General features: G+C 47.8%; 22 protein-coding genes. 6 read left to right on the forward strand and 16 right to left on the reverse strand.

The window, feature by feature from the left end; translation table 11 throughout:
• Nucleotides 1–52: 52 nt before the first annotated feature.
• Nucleotides 53–2371, reverse strand: a complete 2319-nt coding sequence (locus tag NG796_RS01040; RefSeq protein ID WP_261204055.1) for a caspase family protein — start codon at nucleotides 2369–2371, stop codon at nucleotides 53–55.
• A gap of 574 nt (nucleotides 2372–2945) precedes the next feature.
• Between NG796_RS01040 and NG796_RS01045 the strand changes: the two genes are divergently transcribed.
• Complete coding sequence (locus NG796_RS01045; protein ID WP_261204056.1) at nucleotides 2946–3674, forward strand: hypothetical protein; 729 nt, start codon at nucleotides 2946–2948, stop codon at nucleotides 3672–3674.
• 95 nt (nucleotides 3675–3769) lie between these two features.
• Here the strand turns inward: NG796_RS01045 and NG796_RS01050 are convergent, their stop codons facing one another.
• The 3 genes from NG796_RS01050 to NG796_RS01060 all read right to left on the reverse strand — a co-directional run bounded on the left by NG796_RS01050 (nucleotide 3770) and on the right by NG796_RS01060 (nucleotide 6004).
• A complete protein-coding gene (locus NG796_RS01050) occupies nucleotides 3770–4231 on the reverse strand; it encodes a helix-turn-helix domain-containing protein (RefSeq protein ID WP_261204057.1) in 462 nt (153 codons plus the stop codon).
• Between the two features lie 417 nt (nucleotides 4232–4648).
• Nucleotides 4649–5419 (reverse strand): hypothetical protein, encoded by a 771-nt coding sequence (locus NG796_RS01055; protein ID WP_261204058.1) that lies wholly within the window; start codon nucleotides 5417–5419, stop codon nucleotides 4649–4651.
• A gap of 312 nt (nucleotides 5420–5731) precedes the next feature.
• Nucleotides 5732–6004 carry a helix-turn-helix domain-containing protein gene (locus NG796_RS01060; RefSeq protein WP_261204059.1) on the reverse strand — a complete coding sequence of 91 codons (273 nt, stop codon included), beginning with the start codon at nucleotides 6002–6004 and terminating at the stop codon, nucleotides 5732–5734.
• Nucleotides 6005–6333: 329 nt separating this feature from the next.
• Here NG796_RS01060 and NG796_RS01065 point away from each other — a divergent pair, with 329 nt between their 5' ends.
• Nucleotides 6334–7350, forward strand: a complete 1017-nt coding sequence (locus NG796_RS01065; RefSeq protein WP_261204060.1) for an LD-carboxypeptidase — start codon at nucleotides 6334–6336, stop codon at nucleotides 7348–7350.
• A 92-nt stretch (nucleotides 7351–7442) separates the two neighbouring features.
• On the opposite strand, the gene NG796_RS01070 is transcribed toward NG796_RS01065, so the two are convergent.
• Nucleotides 7443–7670 carry a hypothetical protein gene (locus tag NG796_RS01070; RefSeq protein ID WP_261204061.1) on the reverse strand — a complete coding sequence of 76 codons (228 nt, stop codon included), beginning with the start codon at nucleotides 7668–7670 and terminating at the stop codon, nucleotides 7443–7445.
• A 357-nt stretch (nucleotides 7671–8027) separates the two neighbouring features.
• On the opposite strand from NG796_RS01070, the gene NG796_RS01075 reads away from it, so the two are divergent.
• The 4 genes from NG796_RS01075 (at nucleotide 8028) to NG796_RS26385 (ending at nucleotide 12818) form a co-directional block, all read left to right on the forward strand.
• Nucleotides 8028–9053 carry a DUF1565 domain-containing protein gene (locus NG796_RS01075; protein WP_261204062.1) on the forward strand — a complete coding sequence of 342 codons (1026 nt, stop codon included), beginning with the start codon at nucleotides 8028–8030 and terminating at the stop codon, nucleotides 9051–9053.
• A 77-nt stretch (nucleotides 9054–9130) separates the two neighbouring features.
• Nucleotides 9131–9895, forward strand: a complete 765-nt coding sequence (locus NG796_RS01080; protein WP_261204063.1) for a DUF4336 domain-containing protein — start codon at nucleotides 9131–9133, stop codon at nucleotides 9893–9895.
• Between the two features lie 163 nt (nucleotides 9896–10058).
• Nucleotides 10059–10451 (forward strand): hypothetical protein, encoded by a 393-nt coding sequence (locus NG796_RS01085; protein WP_261204064.1) that lies wholly within the window; start codon nucleotides 10059–10061, stop codon nucleotides 10449–10451.
• A 273-nt stretch (nucleotides 10452–10724) separates the two neighbouring features.
• Nucleotides 10725–12818 (forward strand): phosphodiester glycosidase family protein, encoded by a 2094-nt coding sequence (locus NG796_RS26385; RefSeq protein WP_261204065.1) that lies wholly within the window; start codon nucleotides 10725–10727, stop codon nucleotides 12816–12818.
• Between the two features lie 79 nt (nucleotides 12819–12897).
• Here the strand turns inward: NG796_RS26385 and NG796_RS01095 are convergent, their stop codons facing one another.
• The 11 genes from NG796_RS01095 to NG796_RS01145 form a co-directional block, all read right to left on the reverse strand.
• A complete protein-coding gene (locus NG796_RS01095; protein WP_261204066.1) occupies nucleotides 12898–13563 on the reverse strand; it encodes a V4R domain-containing protein in 666 nt (221 codons plus the stop codon).
• Nucleotides 13564–13621: 58 nt separating this feature from the next.
• On the reverse strand, nucleotides 13622–14095 hold the full coding sequence (locus NG796_RS01100; RefSeq protein ID WP_261204067.1) for a phycobilisome protein: 474 nt from the start codon (nucleotides 14093–14095) through the stop codon (nucleotides 13622–13624).
• A gap of 110 nt (nucleotides 14096–14205) precedes the next feature.
• On the reverse strand, nucleotides 14206–14475 hold the full coding sequence (locus NG796_RS01105) for a hypothetical protein (RefSeq protein WP_261204068.1): 270 nt from the start codon (nucleotides 14473–14475) through the stop codon (nucleotides 14206–14208).
• The gene (locus NG796_RS01110) at nucleotides 14472–15173 is read right to left on the reverse strand and encodes a V4R domain-containing protein (RefSeq protein WP_261204069.1); all 702 of its coding nucleotides are present in this window, start codon (nucleotides 15171–15173) and stop codon (nucleotides 14472–14474) included. The genes NG796_RS01105 and NG796_RS01110 overlap by 4 nt, the downstream gene beginning before the upstream one ends.
• A gap of 444 nt (nucleotides 15174–15617) precedes the next feature.
• Nucleotides 15618–17756, reverse strand: coding sequence for a GAF domain-containing protein (locus NG796_RS01115; protein WP_411268779.1), 2139 nt, complete (start codon nucleotides 17754–17756; stop codon nucleotides 15618–15620).
• A 362-nt stretch (nucleotides 17757–18118) separates the two neighbouring features.
• The gene (locus NG796_RS01120) at nucleotides 18119–20959 is read right to left on the reverse strand and encodes a GAF domain-containing protein (RefSeq protein ID WP_261204071.1); all 2841 of its coding nucleotides are present in this window, start codon (nucleotides 20957–20959) and stop codon (nucleotides 18119–18121) included.
• A 713-nt stretch (nucleotides 20960–21672) separates the two neighbouring features.
• Nucleotides 21673–22140 (reverse strand): NADAR family protein, encoded by a 468-nt coding sequence (locus NG796_RS01125; protein ID WP_261204072.1) that lies wholly within the window; start codon nucleotides 22138–22140, stop codon nucleotides 21673–21675.
• Nucleotides 22141–22448: 308 nt separating this feature from the next.
• Complete coding sequence (locus tag NG796_RS01130; RefSeq protein WP_261204073.1) at nucleotides 22449–23570, reverse strand: geranylgeranyl reductase family protein; 1122 nt, start codon at nucleotides 23568–23570, stop codon at nucleotides 22449–22451.
• Nucleotides 23571–23775: 205 nt separating this feature from the next.
• Nucleotides 23776–24324, reverse strand: coding sequence for a ribosome recycling factor (gene frr, locus NG796_RS01135; RefSeq protein WP_261204074.1), 549 nt, complete (start codon nucleotides 24322–24324; stop codon nucleotides 23776–23778).
• Nucleotides 24311–25039 (reverse strand): UMP kinase, encoded by a 729-nt coding sequence (gene pyrH / locus NG796_RS01140; protein WP_261204075.1) that lies wholly within the window; start codon nucleotides 25037–25039, stop codon nucleotides 24311–24313. Before pyrH ends, frr begins: the two co-directional genes overlap by 14 nt.
• A gap of 194 nt (nucleotides 25040–25233) precedes the next feature.
• Nucleotides 25234–25782, reverse strand: a complete 549-nt coding sequence (locus NG796_RS01145) for a thioredoxin family protein (RefSeq protein ID WP_261204155.1) — start codon at nucleotides 25780–25782, stop codon at nucleotides 25234–25236.
• Between the last annotated feature and the right edge of the window lie 242 nt (nucleotides 25783–26024).

Below are 26024 nucleotides of genomic sequence, written 5' to 3' on the forward strand. Positions count from 1 at the left end.
AAGAAAGAAACCGACTTTGAACAACCGGATGGGTATGAGCTTTCTGTTATTTTTAGGGCGATCGCCAGACTTGGATAGTTTGATCCCAACTGGCAGAAACGAGGGTTTTGCCATTCAGACTAAAGACGAGGGAAAAAACATCACTGCGGTGATTGGTGAAGGTAGCGCGTTCTTCCCCGGTGGTCAAATCCCAAAGTTTAATCGTGTCATCATCGCTGCCACTGACGAGGGTGGAACCGTCGGGACTAATTGCCACAGAAACGACTGAATCGGTATGCCCGATCAGGGTATTGCGTAACTCGCCGGTTGTGAGATCCCAAATTTTCAGGGTGCGGTCCCAACTGGCCGAGGCGAGGGTTTTGCCATCGGGGGCGATCGCCAGTCCTCGGACTAAACGCGTATGATCCGTGAGGGTATTTTGCAACTCTCCGGTTTCCAGGTTCCAAATTTTAATGGTGGCATCTCCGGCACCACTAATCAGGGTTTGTCCATCAGGAGTGATGGCAAGCGATCGCACGGGTCCTTGATGATCCGTGAGGGTATGGAGGAGATCCCCGGTTTCTATAGCCCAAATTTTAATCGTATTATCTTGAGACCCACTCGCTAGGGTGAGTCCGTCGGGACTGATGGCGATCGCGTAAACCGGCCCAAAATGAGCCGCAATGCGCTGTTCTAAAGCTACATTCAGATCCGACCCTTGGCGATCGAGTTGCCAAATCTCGATGGTTCCGTCATCCCGGGCACTGGCAATGCGTTGGCTATAGGGGTCAAGGGCCACATCTCGAATCACACTCGGGCTTTCGGATCTCAGGGTCTCTCGGACTACCCCAGTTTCTAAATCCCAAATATTCAGGGTATTGTCCCAACTTCCACTAATCAAGAGTTGGCCTTGGGGGTCGATTGCCAGTCCCTGAACCGGGCCGACATGACCCGTGAGTACCATAGGGTCCTGAGTTGGGACCTGAAAGGGGACGGCCTGGGGACGCGGTGGTAAAGGTCTGACTCTTTTGTTCTGGGGTCGCCCCGGTTTAGTTTCTGATTGAGTTGGGGATTCCGGTTCCGGTTCGGGACTGGGGTCAGGAGTCGTCCGGGAAAAGGAAGGGATCGGGATCGCTTCCAGCCAGGTCGAGATGGCGGGGGAGGGAACTGGGTTGGTCAGGTACTTATATATAGAATAACTGCCGAAAACTAGGATGAGAGTTATACTCGCCCAGGCAACCATCAAAGTCGGAAAACTTTTCTCCAGTTCTGAGGGATACAGAGGTTCTTCAATGACCCGGACATCGAGATCGCCCAAGCCGAGGATATCCCGGCGTAAATGTTGCAAATCTTGCTCGATTTCGGGACTCAGGGGGAGGTCCTGAAGCTGCATCACGGATCTAACGACGGTTTTATAAAGTTGTAATTTAGTTTTGTAGTGCCGATAGGGTTTGAGGGCATTTTCTTGAAGGATTAGGGCATCGGTGGCGGAAATACCGAGGCTTTCTCGGCGAATTTCTAGGCTACGGAGGCTGAGTAAGGAAAGAGTGCCGCCACTGCGTCCGAGAAAATTTTCGACGGCTAATTGGTAGGTCAGGCGAGGGTTATCTTTGGGGGCTTTCCCGAGGGCGACTGCACCGATTTCCGGGAGTGCGTAGATCGCCGGTTGCAAGGCGGGAGCAAGGATTTGCACTTTTTGACTGGCATAGTGGTGCAATTCTTCCAGGGAAATTGTACCATCTCGATTCAGATCCCCGGCCCCGGTTTCGATGCCTTCGATAAAATAGCCGGTGTAGATGGAGAGTCCTAAATGATGCTGTTTGGCGGAATAGTCCAGACAGTTGATGGCGGGATTAGGATGCGCGATGCGATCGCCCCAACGGTTCAGGGATTGAAAGGTGGTGGAGGCCGTGAGAATGGCTTTGCCATACCCTCCCAATTGCTGTTTGACATCGACCAAGCCAGTCCCGCCACTGAAATAGCAATCTAGGATGATAATTTGTTGCTGGGCGACGCTGGTGTACAAGAGTGCCTGCAAGAATTCTGCGGCGATCGCTGTATTCGTGAGGTGTTTACAGGTCGTGTTCTTGGTGGCAAAATACAGGGATCCCGTGGAGTCGGCGATCGCATGACCGGAAAAATACAGCAATACCAAGTCCTCGGGTTGGCGATCGCGCAACAGGACCTCCAAGCCACAGCGGATACTTTGCAGGTCGGGATCGATGAGTTGTTGGACATCGGCAGGGGCAAAACCGCCCTGTTCGGGATGCTGCAATACTTGGGCGATCGCGGATACATCCTGTTTCGCTGTAGGCAGGGGGGGTAGACCAGGGTCTTCGTCCTCTCCCGCTTCATGTTGACTAATTCCGATTAGTAGTGCGACCCGTTTCATTGACGTTTCAAGTTCTGAATTTTCAACTTCTTCAGTGTCACCCTGATTTGTCCGTTTTGATCCAATTTGAACCCTTTTTCAATATCTGGAACTTTTAACTATTCTATCAAGTTCTTTCAGGGTAAGGGTTGCCCGATTTTTTCCTTCCCTTGAAACGGTTCAACTTTGCTTTTTCGGGGTTCTACCCCCGTGGATCACATCCTGATTCCGAATATCTACTCTGGCAAAAGCTAAGGGCTTCCATGCTGCTTTTAAATTGTATCCCTAAATCCGAGTCAGGGGAGTAGCCGTTTGCCCAAAACTTCCCCAGCTACTCTTATCTCTGGAGTCCGGTTTGGGGAATCCTTTTCCAGTGGGTCCCCTAGCCAGGAGAAGTCAGGAGGCGATCGCACCCCGGGTTTTACCGGCTATCCCGCGCTATTCCAGCATATCCCAGGGTTTTTGATAAACTTATAGGGTGCATTCTGAAGGAGATTAAGCCTCTTTCTCGATCAAAGGTAACTCTAAATTTTTCCGGCTACAGTTGCCCAGCTTTTTCGCTTTATTTTTCTATCGTTTATTGAATCACTCCCTTATGAGCAAGCTAGTTGCAGAAATTATCTGCCAACATCATCTCGATGCAAAACTACGCCAGACGATGTATGACTTATATGAACTTTATTATGAAAGTACCAGCCCCGAGATTTTTCATGAAGATTTGAATCATAAAAATTATGTGATTGCCTTGTGGGATGCCGAAAAAAGATTGCAGGGGTTTTCTACAGTGGCGCTTTGGGAATTTCAGTTTGAAGAACAAGCTAAACGAGCTATTTTTTCAGGGGATACCATTGTGCATCGCGACTATTGGGGCGAACAAACGCTCCCTCTAGCGTGGTGTCGATTAGCGGGTCAAATTAAAGCTCAAGCGCCTACAGTCCCTTTATATTGGTTTCTAATTGTTAAAGGCTACCGAACTTATCGATATTTACCCTTATTTGCTCATCAATTTTATCCGACCTATCGGTATCCGACGCCTCCCGAAATACAACGGCTTATGGATTATTTAGCTGAGAAAAAATTTGGGCAAGATTATGACCCAGAAACCGGACTCATTCGATTTCCCATCTCCCGAGGACATCTGCGCGGAAGTTGGGCGGATATTAAAGAGGGATATGAAGATAAACCTGATGTCCGCTACTTTTTAGACCGCAATCCGGACTATGGGAAGGGAGATGAGTTAGTTTGTTTGATGGAACTCCATGAAGATAATATGCGATCGCACGCCCGACGTGGATTTATAGCCGGGATGAATTCAGAAGGGTAACACCTAAAACGGGATAAAAATCCCCGGACTGGCAAGGGATAATCCGACCATCCCTCCGCCAGTCACTTGGATAAAAATCGGGTCCAACTATCCCTTTAATTCAATACCTTCATGCGTTTTTTGCGCTGGGGTTTGAGTTTAAATTTCAGTTTGTAACGGACCGTTTCATGCACGACTTTATAGGAAGCTTCCACCCCACATTCTTCCTTAAGCCATCGCTTAACTTCTCCATAACTGTTAAATCGTTCAGGTCCTTGGAGTTTTTGTCTTAATCGTTCAATAGTATTCGGGGGAATTGCTGGTTTTCGGCCTTGGCCTTTTTTAATAGACAGCATTCCGGGTAAGCCGTGGGTTTTGTATTTTTGAAACCATCGATAAATAGTCGCGGTATCTCGTCCTAATAAAATAGAAAGCTCTTTGAGGGTTTTAATTTGGCCGATTTTTAATAAATATAAAGCCTGCACTCTTTCCCGACCTCTCGCTGTGGTTTGTTTAGCCAGAAGGCTTTTAAGTTCTTCAATACTTTCTCGGATATCGAGCTTGAGGACTCCGGCCATATCACTAACCTGAACGCTACGACATCTATTAGTTATAGTTGCAGAAAAAAAGTGAAGTTGTATCAATTTTAACCCGATGAAAAACTTGCCGCAGATTTTAACGGCTAACTTAGATACGGACTGGAGTCAACACCATGACTTTGACTCCATTGGGTGCGATCGCCCCTTAAACTCTGGGTTATCCGTCCCTAATTAGGACCAAAAATTGGATATCTGGTCCTAATCCGTTGCTCAAGAGTAAAGCAGGTCCTACATTGGGAAGCCAGCGCATCAGTACCCGATGACATCGAGAGGACGGTTTACTCACGGCATCTGCTCAAATCCACTCCTCTACCCCTGATTTTGTGGTGACTAGGGTTACAACGGATACCCCCTAGGTTTTGTAGATGGGGGAGTTAAGAGGCGATCGCAATCCCATTACTGAATCTCGATTTTGATGCGGCTATCTCCTAACTGGGGTCTACCTTTATGGTTCCACCATTCTTGCCATTGCTGCTCATCAATAATAATTTGCCGATCGCCAGTGACGTTTTCATTGTAAAATTGAACTAACTTCACTAAAGAATCGGCATACTCGCGGAACATATCCTCACAGGCAAACAATAAATCTCCCTTAGAAGTTAATCCGTTTAAGCGTTTCGCTTCCCACAGGGAGGTGAGGAAGCGAATAAAGCTGGCATCGGTCATTTCTTCCATTAAATCAACGACCTCTGATTCTAAGTAAAAGGCATAGCGATCGACGACTCGCCCGAGGGAACTGCGGAGGTTTAGGCTTTCATAAACGAGGTAATCGAGCCAGTCCATCGGTTCTCCGGCTGGGGTTAAAACTGGAGCCATTGTTAATAGATCTAAGTTTTGAACTTCCCGAAAATATGTCTCATCAAATAAATCGTCTAATTTTTTATAGGCTTTGTCGGGTTTTTGGGGGGTTGAAGCCTTCAGGATTTCAAAAAATAAATAAATTTGTTTTCTAATGGTAAATTTTAATTGTCTAAAAGCAATTTCTTTGAATTTATTTTTTTCTTTCTCCCGCCCCTCTCTAACCGCTTTATTGACCGAAAATAGAACCAGTAATATTCCTGCCACTTCAGCAATTAAGTTGATAGAAAGCTCCTCCAGCCAAACGCCGCACATTTCCCGGTCTATCCACAAGCCATTAATACAAGAGTAAGAAGAAAATATGCTCAAAAATAGGATTAAAAATAAAAGAATGTAAGATTTTTTTATTCCAGAAGGAAGAACTACTCTTTTAATCGGGTTTAACATAAAATCGCCTCTGTCTTTTATAGAATGAGTGAGGATTGTGCAGAGGTTAAGTGCGATCGCCGTTCAGTCTTGTTCTATAGAATCCGGTGGAATTGGGGCTGCCTCTGTGCTTCACCCCGCCTCATTCCCGAATCGCTATGCTTAAAAAGTTCCTGATGTTCAAATCCCTGAAAACTTGACTAGAGATTGAACAAGTGACTCATTTAAGGTCCGGCGACTGCCCGATCGCGGCTTTCAAAATTCACTGAGGTTTGTGGAACCTTGCTCTACGGTTGGGCGATCAAGTTGTGTCAGCAACTCTGAGGGATTAACCTCTAGTGCTTTGGCAACCTCCAGAAACTCGACCACATCTAAACGGCGTTCCCCACGTTCGTACTTCGAGACGAAAGACTGGGGTTTATGCAGTCGTTGAGCGACTTGCACCTGGGTTAACTTACTCGATTGGCGAATCTCGATTAGGAGTCGCCGAAACCGCGTATATTTTTCTGTAAAAACTGACTTATTCACCCAGAGACCTCCTTGTTATTCTACCTTAAATTGCTCAAAGCTAAAATAGGATAATCGGAAACTGGATGATTGACAAGAGTAAAGCGCAATTTTCAAGCATTCGCTGCTGTCAAGGGTACTAAAATCCCAGGGTTTAGCCCCGATATGCGAGGGATCCAAGGGGTAAAGTCGGTGGTTTATCATCGGAATTTTTGAAGTCCCCCGGCACGAAAAAGCCGCCAATCACGATGGGGAACGAGGGTCAAAGGACCCTGAACCCTGAAGGCGATCGCAATCCTTTATAATAAACAGGATCTGTTTTCCTTCTATAAAACTGAGCGGATTTTTAAGTGTTTTGGAATCGCCGTCATTTTCTCACACTCTGCGGACTGAGTGCGATCGCCTCTGCGATCCCCGGTTCGACAATTGCTACTGCTAACTCTCCCTCTATCCTAAAACCCCCGCGTCTAAAAGTTGGGGATACAGTGGGTTTGATTAATCCTTCTAGTCCGATTGAACAAGAAGATATCGATTATGCTCGTAAAGAATTACGGGCTTTGGGTTTAAATGTCAAGTTAGCACCCCATTTACTCGATCAATATGGCTATCTCGCGGGTCAAGATACCGATCGCGCTGCGGATGTAAATGCCATGTTTGCCGATCGCTCGGTTCAAGCCCTTTTAACCATGCGCGGGGGTTGGGGATGTAGTCGGATTTTGCCCTTATTAAACTATGAACTTATCCGCGCAAACCCCAAAATTATTATGGGCTACAGTGACATTACTTCGTTATTACTGGCGATTTATGCTCGCAGTGGCATTATTACCTTTCATGGTCCCGTTGCAACGTCAGCTTGGAATCCATTTTCAATCAATTACGTTCAACGCCTGTTACTAGATGCCGAACCCGTGCGGATGCAAAATCCTCCCTCGACTCGTCCCCAAACCATCACAGGAGGTAAAGCCCGAGGTCAATTAGTGGGAGGAAATTTATCGGTTTTAAGCGCACTGGTCGGGTCGGCTTATTTACCGGATTGGGAGAATAAAATTTTATTTGTCGAAGAAATAGGGGAAGATATTTATCGGGTCGACCGAATGTTAACGCAATTAAAATTAGCAGGAATTCTCGATAAAATTTCGGGATTTATTTTTGCTGAATGTACTCGCTGTGAAGCGGGGGAAGGCGATGAACCTTCGTTGACTTTAAACCAAGTGTTATCGGATTGGATCCGACCCCTGGGAATTCCGGCTTGGTATGGGTCAGCGATCGGTCATATTAAAGATAAATTTACGATTCCTGTGGGAGTTGAGGTGGAAATTGATGCGAATCAAGGAATAATTCAACTGTTAGAAAAAGCAGTGGAATAAACGGAGGGGTGATGGGTTTCAGGCTAAAACTTGATAGGGTAGATGACCCGCAACGGGAAAGGGCAAGAATGCTAGATGGCGATCGCCTACCCTCACCCACTACAGAGCAAAGAAGAAATTTCATCAACGATTTGGAGTCGCCCTCGCCGTAAAGCCCGCAGAAGTCGATCAATGGAGAATCTATCTTCCTCCTCCAGAGATTCTTCTAAGATAGCTGCCATCAATCCATAGCGATCGGCTAGGGTAATTTTGCGGGTGGCGCTCACTTGAGCCATCAGTTCGGAAATTGCATGGGGAAGAAGTTTAATGGAGGGATGCATAGCATTTTATTCCTTCAATTCATAGTTTTATTATGAAGCTTTTTTAAAGAGTGTTAGGCGATCGAGATCTAATTCAACTTGCGATCGCCGTCGGAAATGTTCTGTGATTTGCAACACAGGCTCGGGCGATCGCCATCACGGCTAAAAGGTCAGGCGCTTTTTTGATGCTAGGATTGTGCCATTAGGGATTCCCCTCGGGTTTCCTCGTCTTGCCCTTCCGATTTTCCAGACGTGTTAAAGCTCCCTTAAGTGCCACTGAAAGCAACTTTTTATCTCTTAAAATAGTCCAGATTATAACCCCCGCTTATCGGGTCAATTGAAATTTTTGATTAATCGTTTAAGGAAAAGTAAAGAAAAATGTTGAATCGAGTCAAACCTATCGCCCTCGCCTTATTTGCATTGTCTCTAAGTGGCTGTATTTTCATCGTTAAGCCCAATGAAGGACCGGAGATAGAAAATCCTTCCATTGGCAGACAATCTGCCTCGTTTCCCAAACGCACTCCGGCATTTAAGCAGATTCTTTATGTAGACTCAACTCAGGGAACTGATACCCCTTCCGCAGGAGAGCGAGAAACCCAACCCTTCCGGACGATCGCCTATGCCTTATCCCAATCCTCTCCGGGGACGGTGATCCAATTAGCGCCGGGGGAATATAGTGAAGAGACTGGGGAAACCTTCCCGTTGAAAATCAAACCGGGAGTGACCCTCCGAGGTAATGAAAGACAGCAGGGGGAAGGGGTGACAATTATCGGAGGCGGCGATTACCTTAGTCCGACTTGGGGGAAGCAAAAAGTCACCCTTCTCCCGGGCGATCGCACGGAAATCGCGGGAGTTACCGTCACTAATCCTCATCAATCGGGAACGGGAATTTGGGTGGAATCCACTCATTCCAAAATTCGCAATAGTACCGCGACAAAAAGTGGCCGCGAAGGAATATTTATCACGGGAACGGGAACGCCGGTAATTGAAAATAACCGCATTTTTGAAAATGGCGGTAATGGGATTTCTCTCACCCATGAAGCCGGGGGAGAAATTCGAGATAATGTAATAGAAAATACCGGCTTTGGCTTGGCGATCGGGGGAAATTCTACTCCCTTAGTGGTAAATAATCAGATTTTGAATAATATTGATGGGTTAGTGATTTCTCATTCTTCCCGTCCGATTTTGCGAGACAATACAATTTCCAACAACAGCCGGGATGGATTGGTGGCGATCGGGGAATCCCAGCCGGATTTAGGAACCGACACGGTTTCGGGCAAAAATACTTTTAAAAACAATCAGCGGTATGATATTCATAACACCGCCCAAGCGCCAACTTTAAGGGTCGTAGGTAACCAATTAGATGACACTCGGGTAATTGGGGCTGAGATTCAACTCCGATAAATCCCGTTTCCCCCGCTTGAACCCCCTAATTTTAAGCAAGCTTTCCAAACCAACAGGACTGACGCCTATTTTAGAAGATGAATCAGACAGATTTTGCCCTGTATGAACCGATTAGTACCCTGAAACCCGTACATGAAAATATCTGGATTGCTGATGGACCCATTGTTAAAATGGCGATGTATGGCAATTCTATTCCCTTCCCCACTCGGATGACTCTAGTGCGTCTCCAGAATGGCGATTTATGGTGTCATTCCCCGATCGCCATGACGGAGGGTTTACAGGCTGAAATCGATGCGATCGGTCCCCTGCGTTATCTGATTTCTCCCAATAAAATTCATTATGCTCACATAGGAAGTTGGGCCAAACTCTATCCAGAAGCCACCGCCTGGGCTTCCCCAGGGGTGCGAGAACGAGCGGCACAGCAGCACATTCAAGTGAGATTTGATGCGGATTTGCGCGATGAAGTACCCCCTGAGTGGAAAGATGACCTGGATCAGGTGATTGTTCGGGGGAGTCGCTTTATGGATGAAGTGGTCTTTTTTCACCGCCGGAGTCGCACTTTAATCCTCACCGATTTAATTGAAAATTTTGAATTACACAAAGTACCCAAATCGTATAAAATGTTGGTACGGTTGGGGGGAATTGTTGACCCCGATGGTAAAACACCGTTTGACTTGCAACTGACATTTTTGGGGCGGAAAGATTTAGCCCATATCGGGTTTAAGCAGATGTTGGCTTGGGAACCGGATAAAATTATTCTCGCTCATGGTCGCTGGTATGACAGGAATGGTATGGCAGAATTGCGACGGGCGTTTCGGTGGTTGGGGAGGGGAGAGGACTAAAGTCGTTACGACGAACCGGGGGAGAGGGTTGATTTTCGTTTGTAGTAACGACTTCAGTCATTATCTTCGGTATTTTTGACATTTCACTGAGATGGGGGGAGGGTTTTTCCTGAGAACCCACGATAAAATTGAGACAATTGAGCAAAACCTGTCGGAAACAACTATGCAAGAACCACAAATAGAAAATAATACTAACCCCACTGAGGTGCAACCCGTTGCCCCCAATGTGTTCCAAAGACTGTTAGGGGATTGGCGGCTCAAATTTGGGCTGATTGGATCCGTGGTCGGACTCGCAGTCCTAGGTTTATTCTCATTCCTGTTCTTTTGGCACCATACCTTAGCCGAGATGGGAATGAAATCCTGGGCCTCTAGTGCCAATGCGACCCCCATTGAATGCATGATTCAGGATACCAATAATGATGGATATGTCAGTTGCAGTGCGATGTTGCAAGGGCAGGTAGTGCCGTTGGAATGTGGTTCCAGTTTGTTTAATATTGGTTGCCGGGTCAACTATGGGGCCGCAGCAGCGCCCCAGGTGCGATCGCAAAATAGATAAATTAGGTGTTTAAGGGGTTCACAGTGATCCGATGATGTAGAAATAGCCTGCTTCTTCTCTTTACAGGGGTGGGTTTGAATCTACCTCGGGTATGGGGACCGGATGAGATAACCCGGACCCGAAACGAGGTTTCTGTACCCAATGGGTTGCCAAGTCAGCAACCCGTTTCTCCAGAAATCCGGTTTCTAACCGTTCCATCTCTAAGAAACGAGGGGGCTATAATTGGGGATTGAGTCAATTCCTATTCGAGGGATCTACTTGTCGAGGATAACTGTGGTTCGCAAACACCCTGAAATCATGCTGCTGTCCTTATTCCGTCCTGGGAGAGAAGGCGATCGCTTAATTCAACTTCCGGACTCCCTATCTTCCATTCCCGGCAACCCCCGGAAAATGGGTCGGGGGTTGGCGGTTTCTTTGTTCTTGGGTCTCGCCCTGTCTCTCATGGGGTCCGCAGTTGGAAATACTACCCCTGTGCTTTCTTCCTCCGGTCCCGAGGAGATGTCAACGAGTTCTGACTTAGAAAAAGGGGTCTCTACAGTGGCACAGGGCGATCGCCACCGCCTAATTCGCCAGGGGAGGGAACTGAGTTGGAATGGACAAGGGCGATCGCTGAGTTGGATTGCCTGGTCCCCAGATGGGAACCCGACCCAAATTCGCTACGGGTTTACGGAGACGGACCTGATGCAACAGATGGGGGTAGAGTTTTTAAATACCGATGATGCCCGAATTCAGCCTGTGCGTTGGTTTTCCGACCCGGAATTGCAACCGTTGAACCTACCTGTAGTCTGGAGTCAAGGCAGACGATATCTGGATATTACGCCTTTGGCAGAGCAAGTGGGGTGGCAGTTGCGAGAAGCGGGACAAATCTTGGAAGTAACCTCACCGGGGGCGACGGTGGAAGGGATTGAACAAGAAGAACAACCCTGGGGCGATCGCATCGTTCTGGACCTCAAGGGTACTCCTTTGTTTACGGTTTCTTCTACGCCGATTGAACCGACTCCGCAAGACGAAGATCCAAATCCCGATGGCGTGCAAGGCGATCGTCCTCCTACCTTGCCACTACAAGAATTTGTAATTACCCTGGATGCCACTCTCACCGAGGAACTCCTCAATACCAGGGCGATCGCTAAGGAAAATCTCACAACCCAGACGGATTCCCCAGGGGAAAGAACCATTGCTTTAACCTTGGGACAGACTGGATTTGCCGGATTAATGGAGACAAGCGGCGATCGCACTACATTACGATTCCAGATTCCCCAGATGTGGCGACCCCGAGTCTGGACCGATCGCGATCCTAACCGCTTAATGATTGACATTCAACCGGATGTAGTTAGTGAGCGTAACATCCTCTGGGCATCCGGAGTCCGATGGCGACAACAACTCATCGAAGTTGCCGACAGCCGTTTTCCCGTCGTCTGGTTAGAACTCAACCATCGCAACGCCTCCAGCACGTTTCTCAAACCAATTACCGCTAATCCCGGTTTACCCGGAATTGCCGAACTCAGTCAAATTGCCAGTCGCCTCGGTGCCCATGCTGCCATTAACGGGGGATTTTTCAATCGCAACAATCAACTCCCCTTGGGTGCCATCCGCGAAGATGGACGCTGGTTATCCAGTCCCATTCTCAACCGAGGGGCGATCGCCTGGAATGATTCCGGAAGCGCGACTATCGGGCGTCTCAGCTTAGAGGAAACTCTCACAACAGCCCAAGGAGAAGCCTTACCTATTTTATATTTAAATAGTGGCTATGTCAAAGCCGGAATTTCTCGCTATACCCCAGAGTGGGGAGACAGCTATACAACCTTAATTGATAACGAAATCATCGTCGTCGTGGAGGGGGGCAAAGTTACCCAACACCTGCAAGCAGAAAAAGCCGGAGAAAATACCTTTGCCATCCCCGAAACTGGGTTTTTACTTACTTTACGCTCCTTCGCATCCGCCTTACCTAAACTTCCCCTCGGCACCTCCGTCCTAATTAATCGGGTCACCGTCCCCTCCTATTTTGATGTTTACCCTCACATTTTAGGGGCGGGACCTGTCTTACTTAATAATAATTGGATTGTGCTAGATCCGGAGGCGGAACAATTCAATCAAAACTTTATTGAAGGAAAAGCCTCCCGAAGTGCGATCGGTCAAACGGAGGATGGCCGCTTAGTGATTGCGATCGTTCACCACCGCACCAACGGACCTGGACCCACCCTCACCGAAATGGCTCAAATCATGCAACAGTTAGGGTCTGTCAACGCCCTCAACCTAGACGGAGGCGGTTCCACCACCCTATTCCTAGGCGGTCAACTCCTAGAACATCCCCCCCGCATCATCCCTCGCATCCACAACGGATTAGGCATCTTTTTACAGCCAGAATAGGACTTTATTCAACGTCAAGACTTCAGTAGTAAGGTGGACAAAAAGGAAACGACTAAAATTTTTACTATGAATAGCGCAGTTATTGAGGGGGTTTGCAGAGGTTTTGGAGGATGGTTTCGTGGTCTTGGCCTTCTAGGACCCAGGGTTCTGCGGGTTTGATGCGATCGCTTAAGCCGAGGATGAAGCGGTTGCTGTCGGACCCTAATGATTCACAGGTGGTTTGGAGGCAGAGGAGGTCTCTACCTGTTAATTGGCTGAAAAATGAGGTTAATATTCCAGCTTCTAAAAAGCAGACAGGGCGATTCCACTTTGGGGCTTGGTCGGCGTAGGGGGAATTTTTAGCAAGGATGATCAAGAATCCATCTTGATAATGGTCTTGATTTAAGTCAAAACTTCCCCAACCCATTGTTTTCCAAAATTGTTGAAAGCATTGAATGAATTGCACCATTTCCATTTGGGAGATGGGTTTTCCATAGTAATCCGAAATTTCTTCGCAAAATCTCACATAAAAGTTTTTTCCCCACCATTTACCGCAGTTGAAGAGGACGAGGCGGGCGGCGGATCCGGTTTCATGTTCGAGTCCGCTATAGATGGCAGAAATTAAGGTTTCGGGGATAGCAAGGAGGCGATCGCCTCGGCGATTTTCTAGGAGTCCGAGTTCTAAGTCACCTTTCACATAGACGTCATAGGCAAAATAATTGCCCGGGAGTTGTTGTTCTTTCAGCAGATTGGAAATAGAAATCATAGGGTTATGCTTAGGAATTTGCGGTTGGGGATATATGTTCGATGAATTGAAGGCTGGACTACTGAGGTTGAGTTTCCTCCAATAACATCGCTTTGGCTTTGTCAAATAAGGGTTGAATCAGGGGAAAGTGTTTATCGGAGAGTTCGGCTTTGACCCCTTGAAGTAATAACTCGTACAGTTTGCGTTCGATGGTTTGAGTTTGGTGTGTTTGCACTAAACCCGTCATCCAATCTTTCAGGCGTAAGGCGAGAAAGTCGGGGTCACTTAATAACATCGCAGTCCCGCAGTAGCGACTAATTAACAGCCAATGTTTAAGGGCACGCTCTAGGAGGTCCTGGCGTTCATCAGGAAAGGCGGCAACCAGGCGATCGGCGACGGGTTGAAAAATCTGTTCTTCTTTGTCTCGAAGGATTTCATAAGCCTCCATGCGTCTCGCTAAGGAGACCGCATAGCGTCGAAAGAGTTCGAGTTCATTGGTCTGTAAATAACGCTGTTCAGCTTGCTCCAGCAGTCGCGCAATCTCGGGGTGCATGGTTGTCTTCTGACCTGAATTTGAGGATGGGATAATTTTCAGAAAAGCTGTTTCTGAAGTGTGACTGAAGTCGGGGTTTGGAGTTGTAACTTCAGTCACGGGGGAAAGACCTAAAAGGCTTCGAGTAAATCAATCAGGGTTACTTCCTCTTGTGATGAGGAGGCGGTCCCGGCAGAGGGTGAAGGTTTGGGAAAGGAACCGACTTCTGGGGCTCTTTCCCAAGGCAGGAGACGGAAATAATCCGCAACGACCAAGGTCCACCGGGAGGCGGGGTCGGTTGGCTGTCCGTTAGAACCTTGGGTTAGGGGTTGTCCTTGCCAGTTACATTGACTAAAATACTCTTGGACAGAAAGTTGTAATAACGATTTGCCGTTATTCATCGCAAGCGTTCTCCGGCTTCTAACCGTTGTTGAATATCCCTCGCAGTGGCTCCTTCATTTTGCCAGAAGGCAGCGGCATCGATGCGATCCTGACTGCCGAGTAAAAATTTACAATAGGTTTCACCCATTGAGTAACATTGCAGTTCGATGCAGCTTAACTGTTTGTTGACCAAGCAGGTGAAGAATCCGGCGAAGAGCCCGGCATAGATGTAGCAGACGGGTTTGCCGACATCGCCGAGGGTGCGAGCGACGGCAGAATCAAAGAGGTTGATAAACATAAATCCATGCTTGCGATCGCTCAGATCGACTTCCCAACGTCCCCACCCTTGGGCGGTAAAGGGCCACCACCAGGTTTCTAAGAGGAACATGAGGTTCGCTTGGCGGATATCCCGCTGATATTCTTTCTCAAACCACTTTTTGAAAAATTCGGCATCTTTGGTCCCCCATTCGCAGCCAATGGTGTACATAATCACCGAGGCAGCACTGCCGACTTCTTCTTCTAACCCTTCGACTAAGCCAATAATAAAGTCTTCACTGGTAAAGGTATTTCGGCCCTCATTCCAGTCGGTGACAATCCCGGTATCGGGGTGAAATGAAAAGAAATCCTGAAAGCCATAGTGGTTGTGCTTTGGGGGCTGCTTTTGCTGACGATTCGCTTCTAAGTTGGCAGCCGGTTTTTTGTTGGTAGATACTACCATCAGACAATACTCCTTGTGATGGGATGGGGTCTTTAGTTTGCTGTCCCGGTCAGTTCCGTTAAGCGGCTTTCTGTCTGGGGGTGGGTGGTTGCGGTCCTCTCTAGGGACGATGCCCTGTTCACCCGTGCCGGTCTATATTCTAATTTTAGGCAACTCAGCGGATATTTGGAACGATTAATTTTGCCGATCGCAGTAAAACCCTAGAAAATTGAGCCGAAAAATTCTAACATCAAGAATCATGTATTTTTATTGAGAAATTTTTACGAATTAATTTGGAGGATAACTTTTCCAAGCTCGGTAAAAATCCGAGAGGATGCGATTGACATTAAACCCGCTTTGTGTATATAAAATACAATCAAGACTGAAGCGCTGGCTTTAGGCCGCAGGGGTTCCCCTTGCGACTAAACCGAGGCTTTCAGAGCAGATCGAGGCTGAACCGGGAGATTATGCCGCCTGAGATGTCATCGCCAGCGGCTGAATCGGGATTTCAATTCGGAACTCGGTCCCTTGTCCGGGTTGGGAAAGACAGGTCAAAGAACCCCCATGTTTTTCGACTACGATTTGATAGCTAATGGATAAGCCCAAACCCGTTCCAGACCCGACGGGTTTCGTGGTAAAAAATGGATCAAAAATTCGCGATCGCACTTCATCAGAAATTCCCGGACCATTATCGCCAATCCGAATCACTACGCTGCTTTCCTGGGTCAAGTCTGGCTTCTTGTGACTATTAGAAGGGCGATCGCCTAGACTGATAGTAGAGGCATCCTTCTCTACCCATTCACTACTAATTTTAATCCAACTGGCATTGGCACGAATCTCTTCCGGAGTCCGGTGGCGATCGCTCATTTCCAATGCATCGATCGCATTACTCAAAATATTCATAAAAACCTGATTGATTTGTGCCGCATAACACTCCACCAAGGGCAATTCCTCATACTCTTTAATCAAATGAATGGCCGCCCGATCCCCCTTAGACTTGAGGCGATGTTGCAAAATTAATAAGGTACTATCAATCCCTTCATGAAGGTTCACCTGTTTTTTCTCCGATTGATCCAAGCGGGAGAAGTTTCGTAACGATAAAACAATCCCCCGAATCCGTTCCACTCCCACTTTCATGGAAGCTAAAATCTTCGGCAAATCTTCTTTTAAAAAGTCCGCTTCAATGGTTTCACTCAATTCTTGAATCGCCTCATGGGGATTAGGATAGTGTTCCTGGTACTGTTCGACTAATTCCAGTAAATCTCGGGTATAATCCGTCACGTGAGTGAGATTTCCATAAATAAAATTCACTGGATTATTAATCTCATGGGCCACTCCCGCCACCAACTGACCGAGACTCGCCATTTTTTCACTTTGGACCAGTTGACTTTGGGCCTGTTGTAAGTTATGCAACGTGAGAGAGAGTTCTTCCTTTTGATGCTTCAATTGCTCGAACAGTTCAGCTTGATGCAAGGCGACTCCAAACTGAGCGCCGATTTGACTGAGTAACTCCACCTCATACTCATACCAATGACGAGGCCCGGAATTTTGGTAAGCCGCCAGCAATCCCCACAAAGTTTCTCCGGCGAGGATGGGAACAATAATATAAGCTTTGGCTTGAAATGTTTCTAATAGTTCAATGTGACACTGAGCATGGCCTACATTGTAGATATCATGAACGGCGAGGGCTTGATTCTCGCGGTAGCGTCCGCCTTGGGTTTCCTGAAGGTGAGTATCTGCAATATCCGGCAGGTTTCCCATGAGGGGATTCCAACCGGGGGAAACTGCTTCCGCGACAAAGTTGCCACTCCAATCGGGTTTGAAGCGATAGACCCCGACGCGATCGGCCTCTAGGAGTTGGCGCACTTCTTGGGTAGTGGTCTGGAAGAGGGTATGGATATCCAGCGATCGCCGGATTTTCTCAATAGTTGTGGCTAAGGCTCGTTCTCGGCGAGCTGCCTGGGCTAATTGTGAGGTTTGGGCTTGGCATTTCCCCTGTTCTTCCGCCCATTCAAGGGCTAGACCCAAGTGAGAAGCCATGAGGCGCAAAAACTCAATTTCGCTGGGTTCCCAAGGACACTTTCCGCAACATTGATGGACCCAGAGGAGTCCCCAGAGCCTATCTTGTTGATGGAGGGGAATGCACAGGTGAGATTTGACCTGTAATTGGGTTAAACAATCCTGATAGTGCAGGGGGAGAGGACACTGGGAAAGATCCGGGATGACATGAATACCCCCGAGATGATAGTAGGGATTACAGTCTTCCGCCAAGCTGCGATCGCCTAATTCGGTCCCTAAAGCGGCTAAGGCTGGCGATCGCACATCTTCGGCAATAATTTGTCCCCAACTCCCCTGATCTTCGGGCCATAAGCGAAAGACCGCCACCCGATCCACATCTAATAAGTGCCGTAGATCCGTTACGGTGGCTTGAAAGAGATTTTCTAAATCCAGGGATTCTCGAATGCGGGCGATCGCTCGAGATAAAGTGGTGTACTGTTCCGTTGTACCCTGGGCGATCGCTGTTCTTCGGTGTGACTTCATCAAACAACCTCCCCGCTTCGAGACGTCCATTTCTATCGCGGTGACTCTCAGTAAACGTTCCATTGCTCATACTCCATCCTGTATTCTGCTCTTCCACCCTGCTGACTGTTCCTTTAGGGATTGAATTGAGTAGATGCGCGAACTAATTCTGAGGCCAATTGATATCCCGAAACTTCCCTGATTATTTCTTATTATAAGAGGTCTAATTGTTTTGAGTCGGTGTGTCTGCCCTGATTTTTTCGGTTAATCGTTGTTAATCGTTACCGGGAGTGGTTCTCAATGAAACTATCAATTCATTTGATTGGGAAGATAACTTTTTATTATGCTATCAAACCTCAGCCTTCAACCCTCATTCCAGAGGGAAGGGTAAACTAAAATTCCCCCTCCCTCCACCTTGAGGAAAAACGGCCATCAGGTTGAGGAAGCTATCGGGAAGAGGGTAGATGGGTGGGGTTTGATACCTCGATTTCCGGCGTCAAAGCGGGTTTGCCCTGAATAATCGGAATTTCAATCCAAAATTCAGTCCCCTGACCGGGTTCCGAGATACAGTTAAAGGTTCCGGCGTGTTTATCCACCACAATTTGTTTACTAATAGAAAGACCCATTCCTGTTCCCTTGCCAATCTCTTTTGTGGTAAAAAAGGGTTCAAAAATGCGCGATCGCAGATGTTCAGGAATGCCCGGACCATTATCAAAAATACAAATCGCCGCATTTTTTTTCTCATCCTCCCCCGTCAGGGTGGTGCGAATTGTAATCCGACTGGGGTGGTGATGGCGTTCTTGAGGCGATCGCTCTTTATCCCAGTCCTCTAAAGCATCAATGGCATTGCTCAATAGATTCATAAACACCTGATTAAGCTGTCCGGCAAAGCATTCCACCGGCGGTAGTTGCCCATATTCTTTGACAATTTCAATTCCGGGGCGATCGCCTTTGGGTTTAAATCGGTGGTGTAAAATCATCAAGGTACTATCAATCCCATCATGAATATCCACCGCTTTCATATCCGTTTGATCCAAGCGCGAGAAATTCCGTAAACTCAGCACAATCGACCGGATACGGTCCGCCCCAACCTTCATGGAAGCCAACATTTTGGGCAAATCTTCTATCAGAAAATCTAAATCAATTTCTTCAATAAACTCCTGAATTTCTGACGGAGGTTCCGGGATATGATATTGGTAGAGTTTTTGCAACTCTAACAAATCCTCGGCATATTGGGTGGCATGATTCAGATTGCCATAGATAAAGTTAACCGGATTATTAATTTCGTGAGCAATTCCAGCCACAAGCTGTCCCAGGCTGGACATTTTTTCCCCTTGAATCAGTTGGGTTTGAGCATTTTGCAAATCTTCGATCGCCTGTTCTAACTCCACCGCTTGGGCTTGGGCTTTCGCCGCCGCCGCTTGAGTTTGTTGATAAAGTTCCGCTTGACCGATCGCAATGGCAGCCTGATCCGCTAGTTGTTGCAACAGGTCAATTTCTTGCTCTTGCCACAGGCGCGGTTGTTCGCACTCATGGGCAATTAAAAATCCCCACAAATCTGAACCCATGCGAATCGGGACAATTAAATTAGCTTTGACCTCAATGCTGTCTAAAAACTCCCGATGACAGTCACTTAATTCCGCCGTTGCCACATTATCAATTGCCCGGATCCGGCCTTTTAAATACAAGTTAGAAACATCCGAGGGAATACATCCGGGACAGCGCACCCCGCGAACCGATTGCCAACCTTCCCGCAAATCTTCTACCGTAACCTCTCCCGTGCCACTGTCATTAAACTGATAAATCACCACGCGATCGGTATTCAGTAAATTTCGCACGCGCTGGGCGATGGTTTGCAGAATGGTACTGACATCTAAAGTGCTGCGAATTTGATCCGTGATTTGTTTGAGGATGCGGGTAAATTTTAAGGACTGTTGGAGTTCCTCCGTGCGTTCTTGGACCTGCTGCTCTAGGTTGGCATTCAAGGAATTTACTTCTTTGTAGAGTAAATACTGCTCGATCGCCATTGAAAAATGCTTGCCGATCGCTCGGGCCATTTCAAGTTCTTCCGGCTTCCAGTCTTGAGCTTGTCCAGTTTTCCGTTCCCGCCACGCCTCGAAGGATTGCCGAGGCATTAATTGCTTGAGATTACTATTAAAGCGTCCCGCCCATAAGGTTTCAGTTTCGATTTCATTGCGAAAAATGGTTAAATACCCGAGATTTTGTTGGCGATAAAACAGGGGCATAACCAGCAGACTGCGGATCCGCGTGGAGCGAAAATCGGAAGTAAACCCATTAATGTGAAAGGGTTTATAAATATCCGGAATCGCTCTGACAGAACCATCCTGAGATTGTTCTAAATCGGGGCTGGAATGGGCGGTTTCAATCCAGTTTTTCCAGAGGGGGTGTTCTTCCAGGATGTCAGAGAATTCAGACTTAACGGGAAGCGGTTGTTCCCCGAAGGTAAACAGTTGACTGACCGAGTTATCGAGGTTACCCATCATAGAATTGTGTTTCGCGCCGATGTAGAGCCTACCCCCACATCCATTCAGGGCGTTGACGGTGGCTTCGAGTGCCGCTTGGACCTCGATGCTGGGTTGAGCGTGAAGTAAGGCGGCTACCCGATTGATCGTGGCTTCTCGGGCTTGTTGCTGCTGGGTCGCTTGGAGGAGGGTAGCCTGGGCGATCGCGATCGATACCTGATCCGCCAAAAGTTGGACCAACTGCAAATCGTCTTCTGCAATCGGGCGCGTTTCGACATGATGGGAGACAATCAGACCCCAGAGTTCCTGATGATGGAGGATGGGGACCACTAAGGAGGAGTTGATTCCCATTGCTCGCAGGTAGGTTAAATGACACTCATCTACAGGCCGATAGCGGATGCTATGGCCCGCCCCTACTGAGTCGGCAGAGGCATACTCCCGAGAACTCACCCCGATTTGCTGCTTGGCAACATCGACGATGGAACAGACTCGTTCTTTGGTAAACCGTTCTCTAGCGCGTTCTGGAATATCATCGGCGGGAAAATTTAATCCTTTGAGGGAGGGAAGGCGATTTTCATGAATGGACTCGGCAATCACTTTCCCACTACTATCGGGATTGAATTGATAGACCATGACGCGATCGGTTCCTAAGAGGGACCGGATTTCAGCAGCCGTAGCGGTGAGAATTTCCTCTAAATCGAGAGATTGGCGAATTCGGTTGAGCATTCGATGCAACAACACTTCGCGATCGAGTCTTTGTTGGACAGGTTGTGCGGTATTTGTATTATTATTTTTGAGTGTCATAAAAAATTCGCCTTCTTCCAATCCAGATGTTTTGACCTCGGGAAGGTTCAAAAGCCTCCTTCCACTAAATGAGATTTTAAGGCTCTCGAAAAATTACAGGGTTGAGCGGCACAAATCCCAGTCCTCTACACCCACTCGAATTATTTCGTCACCTGATGAGTGCCAGTTGGTTAATCCCCCGCTCGAACGAGACAGGGTTAGATGCCTCCTCTTTCGGTAGCTGACCCGCTCTAGTCTTTACTGACTTAGTGATCGATGAGGATGGACATTTGCTAAAACTCCCCTGTATGAGTTTCTAGCACACTGGTCAGGGTTGAGTTCCTGTTCTCCCGGTGGCGGGTATGAGCGGCAAAACCCCCATCTTGATGCCTTTGTCAACATGATATCAATAAAATCTTAATATATTCCAGGGGTGTAGAGTTGGAATGACTTATAGTGCCTTCAGCTCGTTCCGGCTATTGACAAAAATTCTAGGGTAGAGTATATAATGACCCGCCCTGTGCGAGGGCTGAGTTGGGATTCGGGATTGGAACAAATCCCCCGGAGAGAAAAAACCAGGAAATCGGCAGATAGCGAATTCCCGCTATCCCCAACCCAAATTTCTCTCTTGGGGGCGATCGCTCCCCTCTGGTTTTTATATGTTGTGTACAGTTTCCTTTCGCATCGGGGAAAACCCCCAGAGGCAATCAACGCCGCGTTCCCAAATTGCCTACTTAACTGGACTCTTTCTCCTGAAGCCGTCCTCGGATTTCTTCCCGGACACTCATCAACATCTGCCCGAGATGATTTAGACCCGTGCGATCGGCACCACAGCCCCAGAAATAATCAGTCGGGGAATCCTCAACAATGGTAAGGTCCTCCGTTGCCAGAAGAATAGCCTGGATATCTAAATGGGTCAAAAACTTTGTTAATACCGCTTCTCGCATAATCCCCAATTTGACCCAATCCCAGTTTGAGCGAACAGTCCGAGATGGATCGCGTCCTAATTTGGCTGCTTCATCGGGAGTCGGCGCATTCCGGATTTCCGTAATAATCGACTCATCCTCTACCCCAATAAATTTATGAGCTTGATAATAATGCTCGACTGTCGGCCAATGCAGGCCCTTTCTACGAATTCCGTGGGGGGAAAAATTAGAAAAACAGCCGTAGGGTTCGTCAACTTTGTAAAAGTAAATTGTCATTTCTATAGTTTAGTTTATTTACGCATAAACATCTTAAAGATTTACTCAATATCCCCTCATCTCAATCCCTTGAACCCGGCTCCCCCTGCTTAATTCTATTATCTATCTGGTGAAAGCAGCGCCCTCGGGCATGGGCAGAGGATGCTATCAAGACTTGGTATAGAGGGTGTCGGTATAGTAGGGGGAAGACAACCGGGTTCTTGGACAAAAGTTTGGCCCATTCATCACCAATCTCAGCCAGAAACCCGGTTTCTTGTCCTGGGGATCTCATCCTATGCCCAGGCTTTAGGAAGTGGGTTTAAACCTAACTAGCCTCCGAAACCAGGAATCAGGTTTTTCTTGAGACGGTCGATCGCCTTATTGGCAATATCAGCGTAACTGGTTTCTCCACACAATACCTCTACCATGCGCTGGGTGGCACTGGGACGCTTAATCCCTACTTTATAAGCAATTTTGGGAATTTTGTAGAACAAACCGGAGACGCGGGAAGCCCAAACCATTTGCCCTCCCCATTCTTCATTCATCACCTGGGTGTATTGTTCTAAGGCATTGCTGGAACCGGCGAGGGCGGCATCGATGGATTCTGCGGCTTTAACGCCGCTAAACATGGAGGGCCGAATTCCTTCAGCGGTTAAGGGGTCAACGACGCAGGCAGCTTCCCCGGCGAGGATGGCATTCTGGGTGTGGAGTTTTTGCTCTTTTTCCCATAAGCAGAGAAAATCCTGATGCACTTGGGTGGAGAGGGGGAACCCATTGGCTTGGGCATATTCGGTTAAGATTTGATCCAGCTTTTCTTTGGTGCCCCCTTGTAAGTTGGCAATGCTGAGGCTGTAACCATCGGCTTTGGGGAAGTTCCAAATGTAGCCTTTTTTGAGGCGGCCAAAATCAAACTGAATCAGAGCATTGGGGTTGGGGGAAGTAATTTCAACGGCGGCGGCAGGTTGACGATCGCGCTCTTTAAAGCCTAGCATTTTCGCCATTGGCCCTTTGGCTCCATCGGCGGCGATGAGATATTTTGCTTCTAGGGTGTCGGTAGCGGTGGTGACTTGCCAGCGATCGCCTTTGAAGGCAATTTGAGTGACTGCACTCTTGTCTCGAACTTCGGCCCCTTGTTGTTTAGCTTGGTCGATGAGAAATTGGTCAAAGATATCCCGGCGGACCATCCACATCGGTTCAGGAGTTTCCAGTTGGACCTCTACGGGGTCCTCTCCCTGCCAGGTATAGCGTAGGCGATCGACTTTCATCGAAATCGCCGGGGAAAAGTCAAAGTCAAACCATTGAGCGATCGCGGGAGAGACACCGCCTCCACAGGGTTTATATCGCGGCAAAGATTCTTTTTCTAGGACTAAAACCGATCGGCCTCGTTTTGCTAAATGATAGGCGGCACTGCCGCCAGCGGGACCCGCTCCTACAATAATGCAGTCGAACATAATGATTGAAGTTTCACGTCTCAATTGAATTGATTTTATGGCACGCCCTGGGCGATCGCGCCTCTGTCATCAGGCAGAGGAAAGGCCAGGACTCCTTGACAAACTGTAACGAATAGATGGCAGAAAAACCCAGATAACCTGAAGAATTATCTGGGTTTTTTAGTTGATTACAAACTCGCTAGGCTTGAGAAAACGGTCAGAAAAATTAGACAGTAGTGATGTCTTTTTCCTTAGCCGCCAGCACTTCATCGATTTTTGCGACGTATTTATCCGTCAGTTTTTGAATGTCATCTTGCAACGCTCTCGACTCATCTTGGGAGATGTCGCTATTTTTTTCCTGCTTGCGGACGGAATCAATGCCATCCCGACGAGCATTGCGAATGGCAACTTTACCTTCTTCGGCGTATTTTCCGGCAACTTTCACCAGTTCCTGACGGCGATCGCTGGTTAACTGGGGAATATTCAAGCGAATAATTGCCCCATCATTGTTCGGAGTTAAGCCCAAATCCGAGGTTAAAATCGCTTTTTCAATAATCGCCAAACTGTTGCGATCGAACGGTTGAATTGAAATCGTACTGGCATCGGGGGTATTGATGCTTGCTAACGATTTCAATGGGGTGGGTGACCCGTAATATTCAACCATGATTTTATCCAGCAAAGAGGTATTCGCTCTGCCGGTGCGAATAGTGTTAAAAGAGCGTTGAGTTGCCTCAACCGCTTTTTTCATCAGATCTTCTACTTCAGCTAACTTCACAAAAACCTCCCACAATCGTTCCGACGTTTTCTCCCAAGACCGCTCGGCGGATGTTACCCGGTACCGATAGGTCAAATACTATGATAGGGATATTATTGTCTTTGCACAGGGCGATCGCGGTACTATCCATCACCCGTAAATCGTGCGTTAAAACATGACCATAAGTCAGGCTATTATACCGTTTCGCATTCGGGTTAAGATGGGGGTCACTATCATAAATCCCATCGACTTTGGTGGCCTTAAAAATCACCTCAGCATTGATTTCGGCGGCTCTGAGGGCAGCGGTGGTATCCGTGGTAAAGAAGGGATTTCCCGATCCAGCCCCAAAAATAACCACCCGTTTTTTTTCTAGGTGGCGAATGGCACGACGACGAATATAGGGTTCAGCCACTTCCTGCATGGCGATCGCGGTTTGCACCCGCGTCTGTACGCCCATGCGTTCGAGAGAATCCTGCAAAGTCATGGCATTCATCACCGTGGCGATCATGCCGATGTAGTCCGCAGTCGCCCGATCCATGCCAGCGGCTGCGCCTTTAACTCCGCGAAAAATGTTACCGCCACCGACAACGACTGCCACTTCTACGCCATCAGCTATCAGATCTGCCAACTGTTGCGCGATTTGCTCAACCACGATGGGATCGATGCCATAATTTAGCTCGCCCATCAATGCTTCGCCACTCAGCTTTAGTAAGACTCGCTGGTACACTCTCCCCATCAGCTCACTCTTTTCCCAACTGTATTTGCCTCCCCCATAAGATAGCAGGATGTCGGCATTTTTCGACGCATTCTACCAGAAATCATCCCGGGGTTGTTTGGGGGCTCCCTGAAATGCTGGGGATAGGGGTCTAATCTTGGCGGTTTTGGGTCTATGGCCCTTAGACGGCAAGGGGAGTCAGGGACTGTTCGGGTTTAGGGTCCTTTCTGATGCCATTTGATGGAACTGCCGATTGCTTCGGTAGACTCGATGGCGATCGCTTCCCCGGATAGCAGGGATATGATCGCCTCTCTCAAATAGGCAACCTTTACCCCTTCGGGGCGATCGGGCTGTTCATCAATTCCGCCTCGATAACGCAGAATTCCCTCCCCATCCAGCAAAAACACCTCGGGGGTCGTTGTGGCCCCAAAGCAATGGGCTACATCCTGGGTGGCATCCCGCAGATAGGGAAAATTGAGGTCCTTTTCCTGGGCGAAGGACTTCATTTGTTCAAAGCTATCTTCAGGATATTGGCTGGCATCGTTGGAGTTAATGCCAATCAGGGTAAAGCCCTTGCCGTTAAAATCCATCTGGATCTGTTTGAGGCGATCGAGATAGGATTGGACATAACGACAGTGATTGCTTAAGAAAATTACGCCCACTCCCCGATACTCTTCCAAATACCGGGCTAAGTGGTGAACGCGATCGTCTATTCCCGGCAATTCAAAATCCGGGGCATGGCTTCCGATAGCAGTCCCTATCATTTCCATAAATACTGAGTTCTCTGTGGTATGGACTGAGCAATTCAACAATAGCGAGCGCCTAATCGGGTCGTAGCATCTTCCCGACCAGTTGGGATTTCATGCTTGCTCTACCCTTAGTTTATGCACTTTAAGAGCCGGTCGTAAATTCCCAAGTGCAATATTTTGATGCTTCTAAGAGCGGGAAAAAATTGTAACCTGATGTTAAGCCGACCTCTTGATATTCAGGGGCGATCGGCCTGAAT

The organism is Laspinema sp. D2d (assembly GCF_025370755.1).
In the GTDB taxonomy this organism is placed as follows: domain Bacteria; phylum Cyanobacteriota; class Cyanobacteriia; order Cyanobacteriales; family Laspinemataceae; genus Laspinema.

Bases quoted from the DNA above. Each gene is read 5' to 3' on its own strand.
- NG796_RS01080 (WP_261204063.1), top strand. From the start codon at position 9,131: ATGAATCAGACAGATTTTGCCCTGTATGAACCGATTAGTACCCTGAAA.
- NG796_RS01040 (WP_261204055.1), bottom strand. From the start codon at position 2,371: ATGAAACGGGTCGCACTACTAATCGGAATTAGTCAACATGAAGCGGGA.
- NG796_RS01050 (WP_261204057.1), bottom strand. From the start codon at position 4,231: ATGGCCGGAGTCCTCAAGCTCGATATCCGAGAAAGTATTGAAGAACTT.
- NG796_RS01115 (WP_411268779.1), bottom strand. From the start codon at position 17,756: ATGGAACGTTTACTGAGAGTCACCGCGATAGAAATGGACGTCTCGAAG.
- NG796_RS01120 (WP_261204071.1), bottom strand. From the start codon at position 20,959: ATGACACTCAAAAATAATAATACAAATACCGCACAACCTGTCCAACAA.
- NG796_RS01130 (WP_261204073.1), bottom strand. From the start codon at position 23,570: ATGTTCGACTGCATTATTGTAGGAGCGGGTCCCGCTGGCGGCAGTGCC.
- NG796_RS01105 (WP_261204068.1), bottom strand. From the start codon at position 14,475: ATGAATAACGGCAAATCGTTATTACAACTTTCTGTCCAAGAGTATTTT.
- NG796_RS01100 (WP_261204067.1), bottom strand. From the start codon at position 14,095: ATGCACCCCGAGATTGCGCGACTGCTGGAGCAAGCTGAACAGCGTTAT.
- pyrH (WP_261204075.1), bottom strand. From the start codon at position 25,039: ATGGGGAGAGTGTACCAGCGAGTCTTACTAAAGCTGAGTGGCGAAGCA.
- NG796_RS01095 (WP_261204066.1), bottom strand. From the start codon at position 13,563: ATGATTTCTATTTCCAATCTGCTGAAAGAACAACAACTCCCGGGCAAT.
- NG796_RS01070 (WP_261204061.1), bottom strand. From the start codon at position 7,670: ATGCATCCCTCCATTAAACTTCTTCCCCATGCAATTTCCGAACTGATG.
- NG796_RS01075 (WP_261204062.1), top strand. From the start codon at position 8,028: ATGTTGAATCGAGTCAAACCTATCGCCCTCGCCTTATTTGCATTGTCT.
- NG796_RS01085 (WP_261204064.1), top strand. From the start codon at position 10,059: ATGCAAGAACCACAAATAGAAAATAATACTAACCCCACTGAGGTGCAA.
- NG796_RS01125 (WP_261204072.1), bottom strand. From the start codon at position 22,140: ATGACAATTTACTTTTACAAAGTTGACGAACCCTACGGCTGTTTTTCT.
- NG796_RS01145 (WP_261204155.1), bottom strand. From the start codon at position 25,782: ATGATAGGGACTGCTATCGGAAGCCATGCCCCGGATTTTGAATTGCCG.
- NG796_RS01045 (WP_261204056.1), top strand. From the start codon at position 2,946: ATGAGCAAGCTAGTTGCAGAAATTATCTGCCAACATCATCTCGATGCA.
- NG796_RS01110 (WP_261204069.1), bottom strand. From the start codon at position 15,173: ATGGTAGTATCTACCAACAAAAAACCGGCTGCCAACTTAGAAGCGAAT.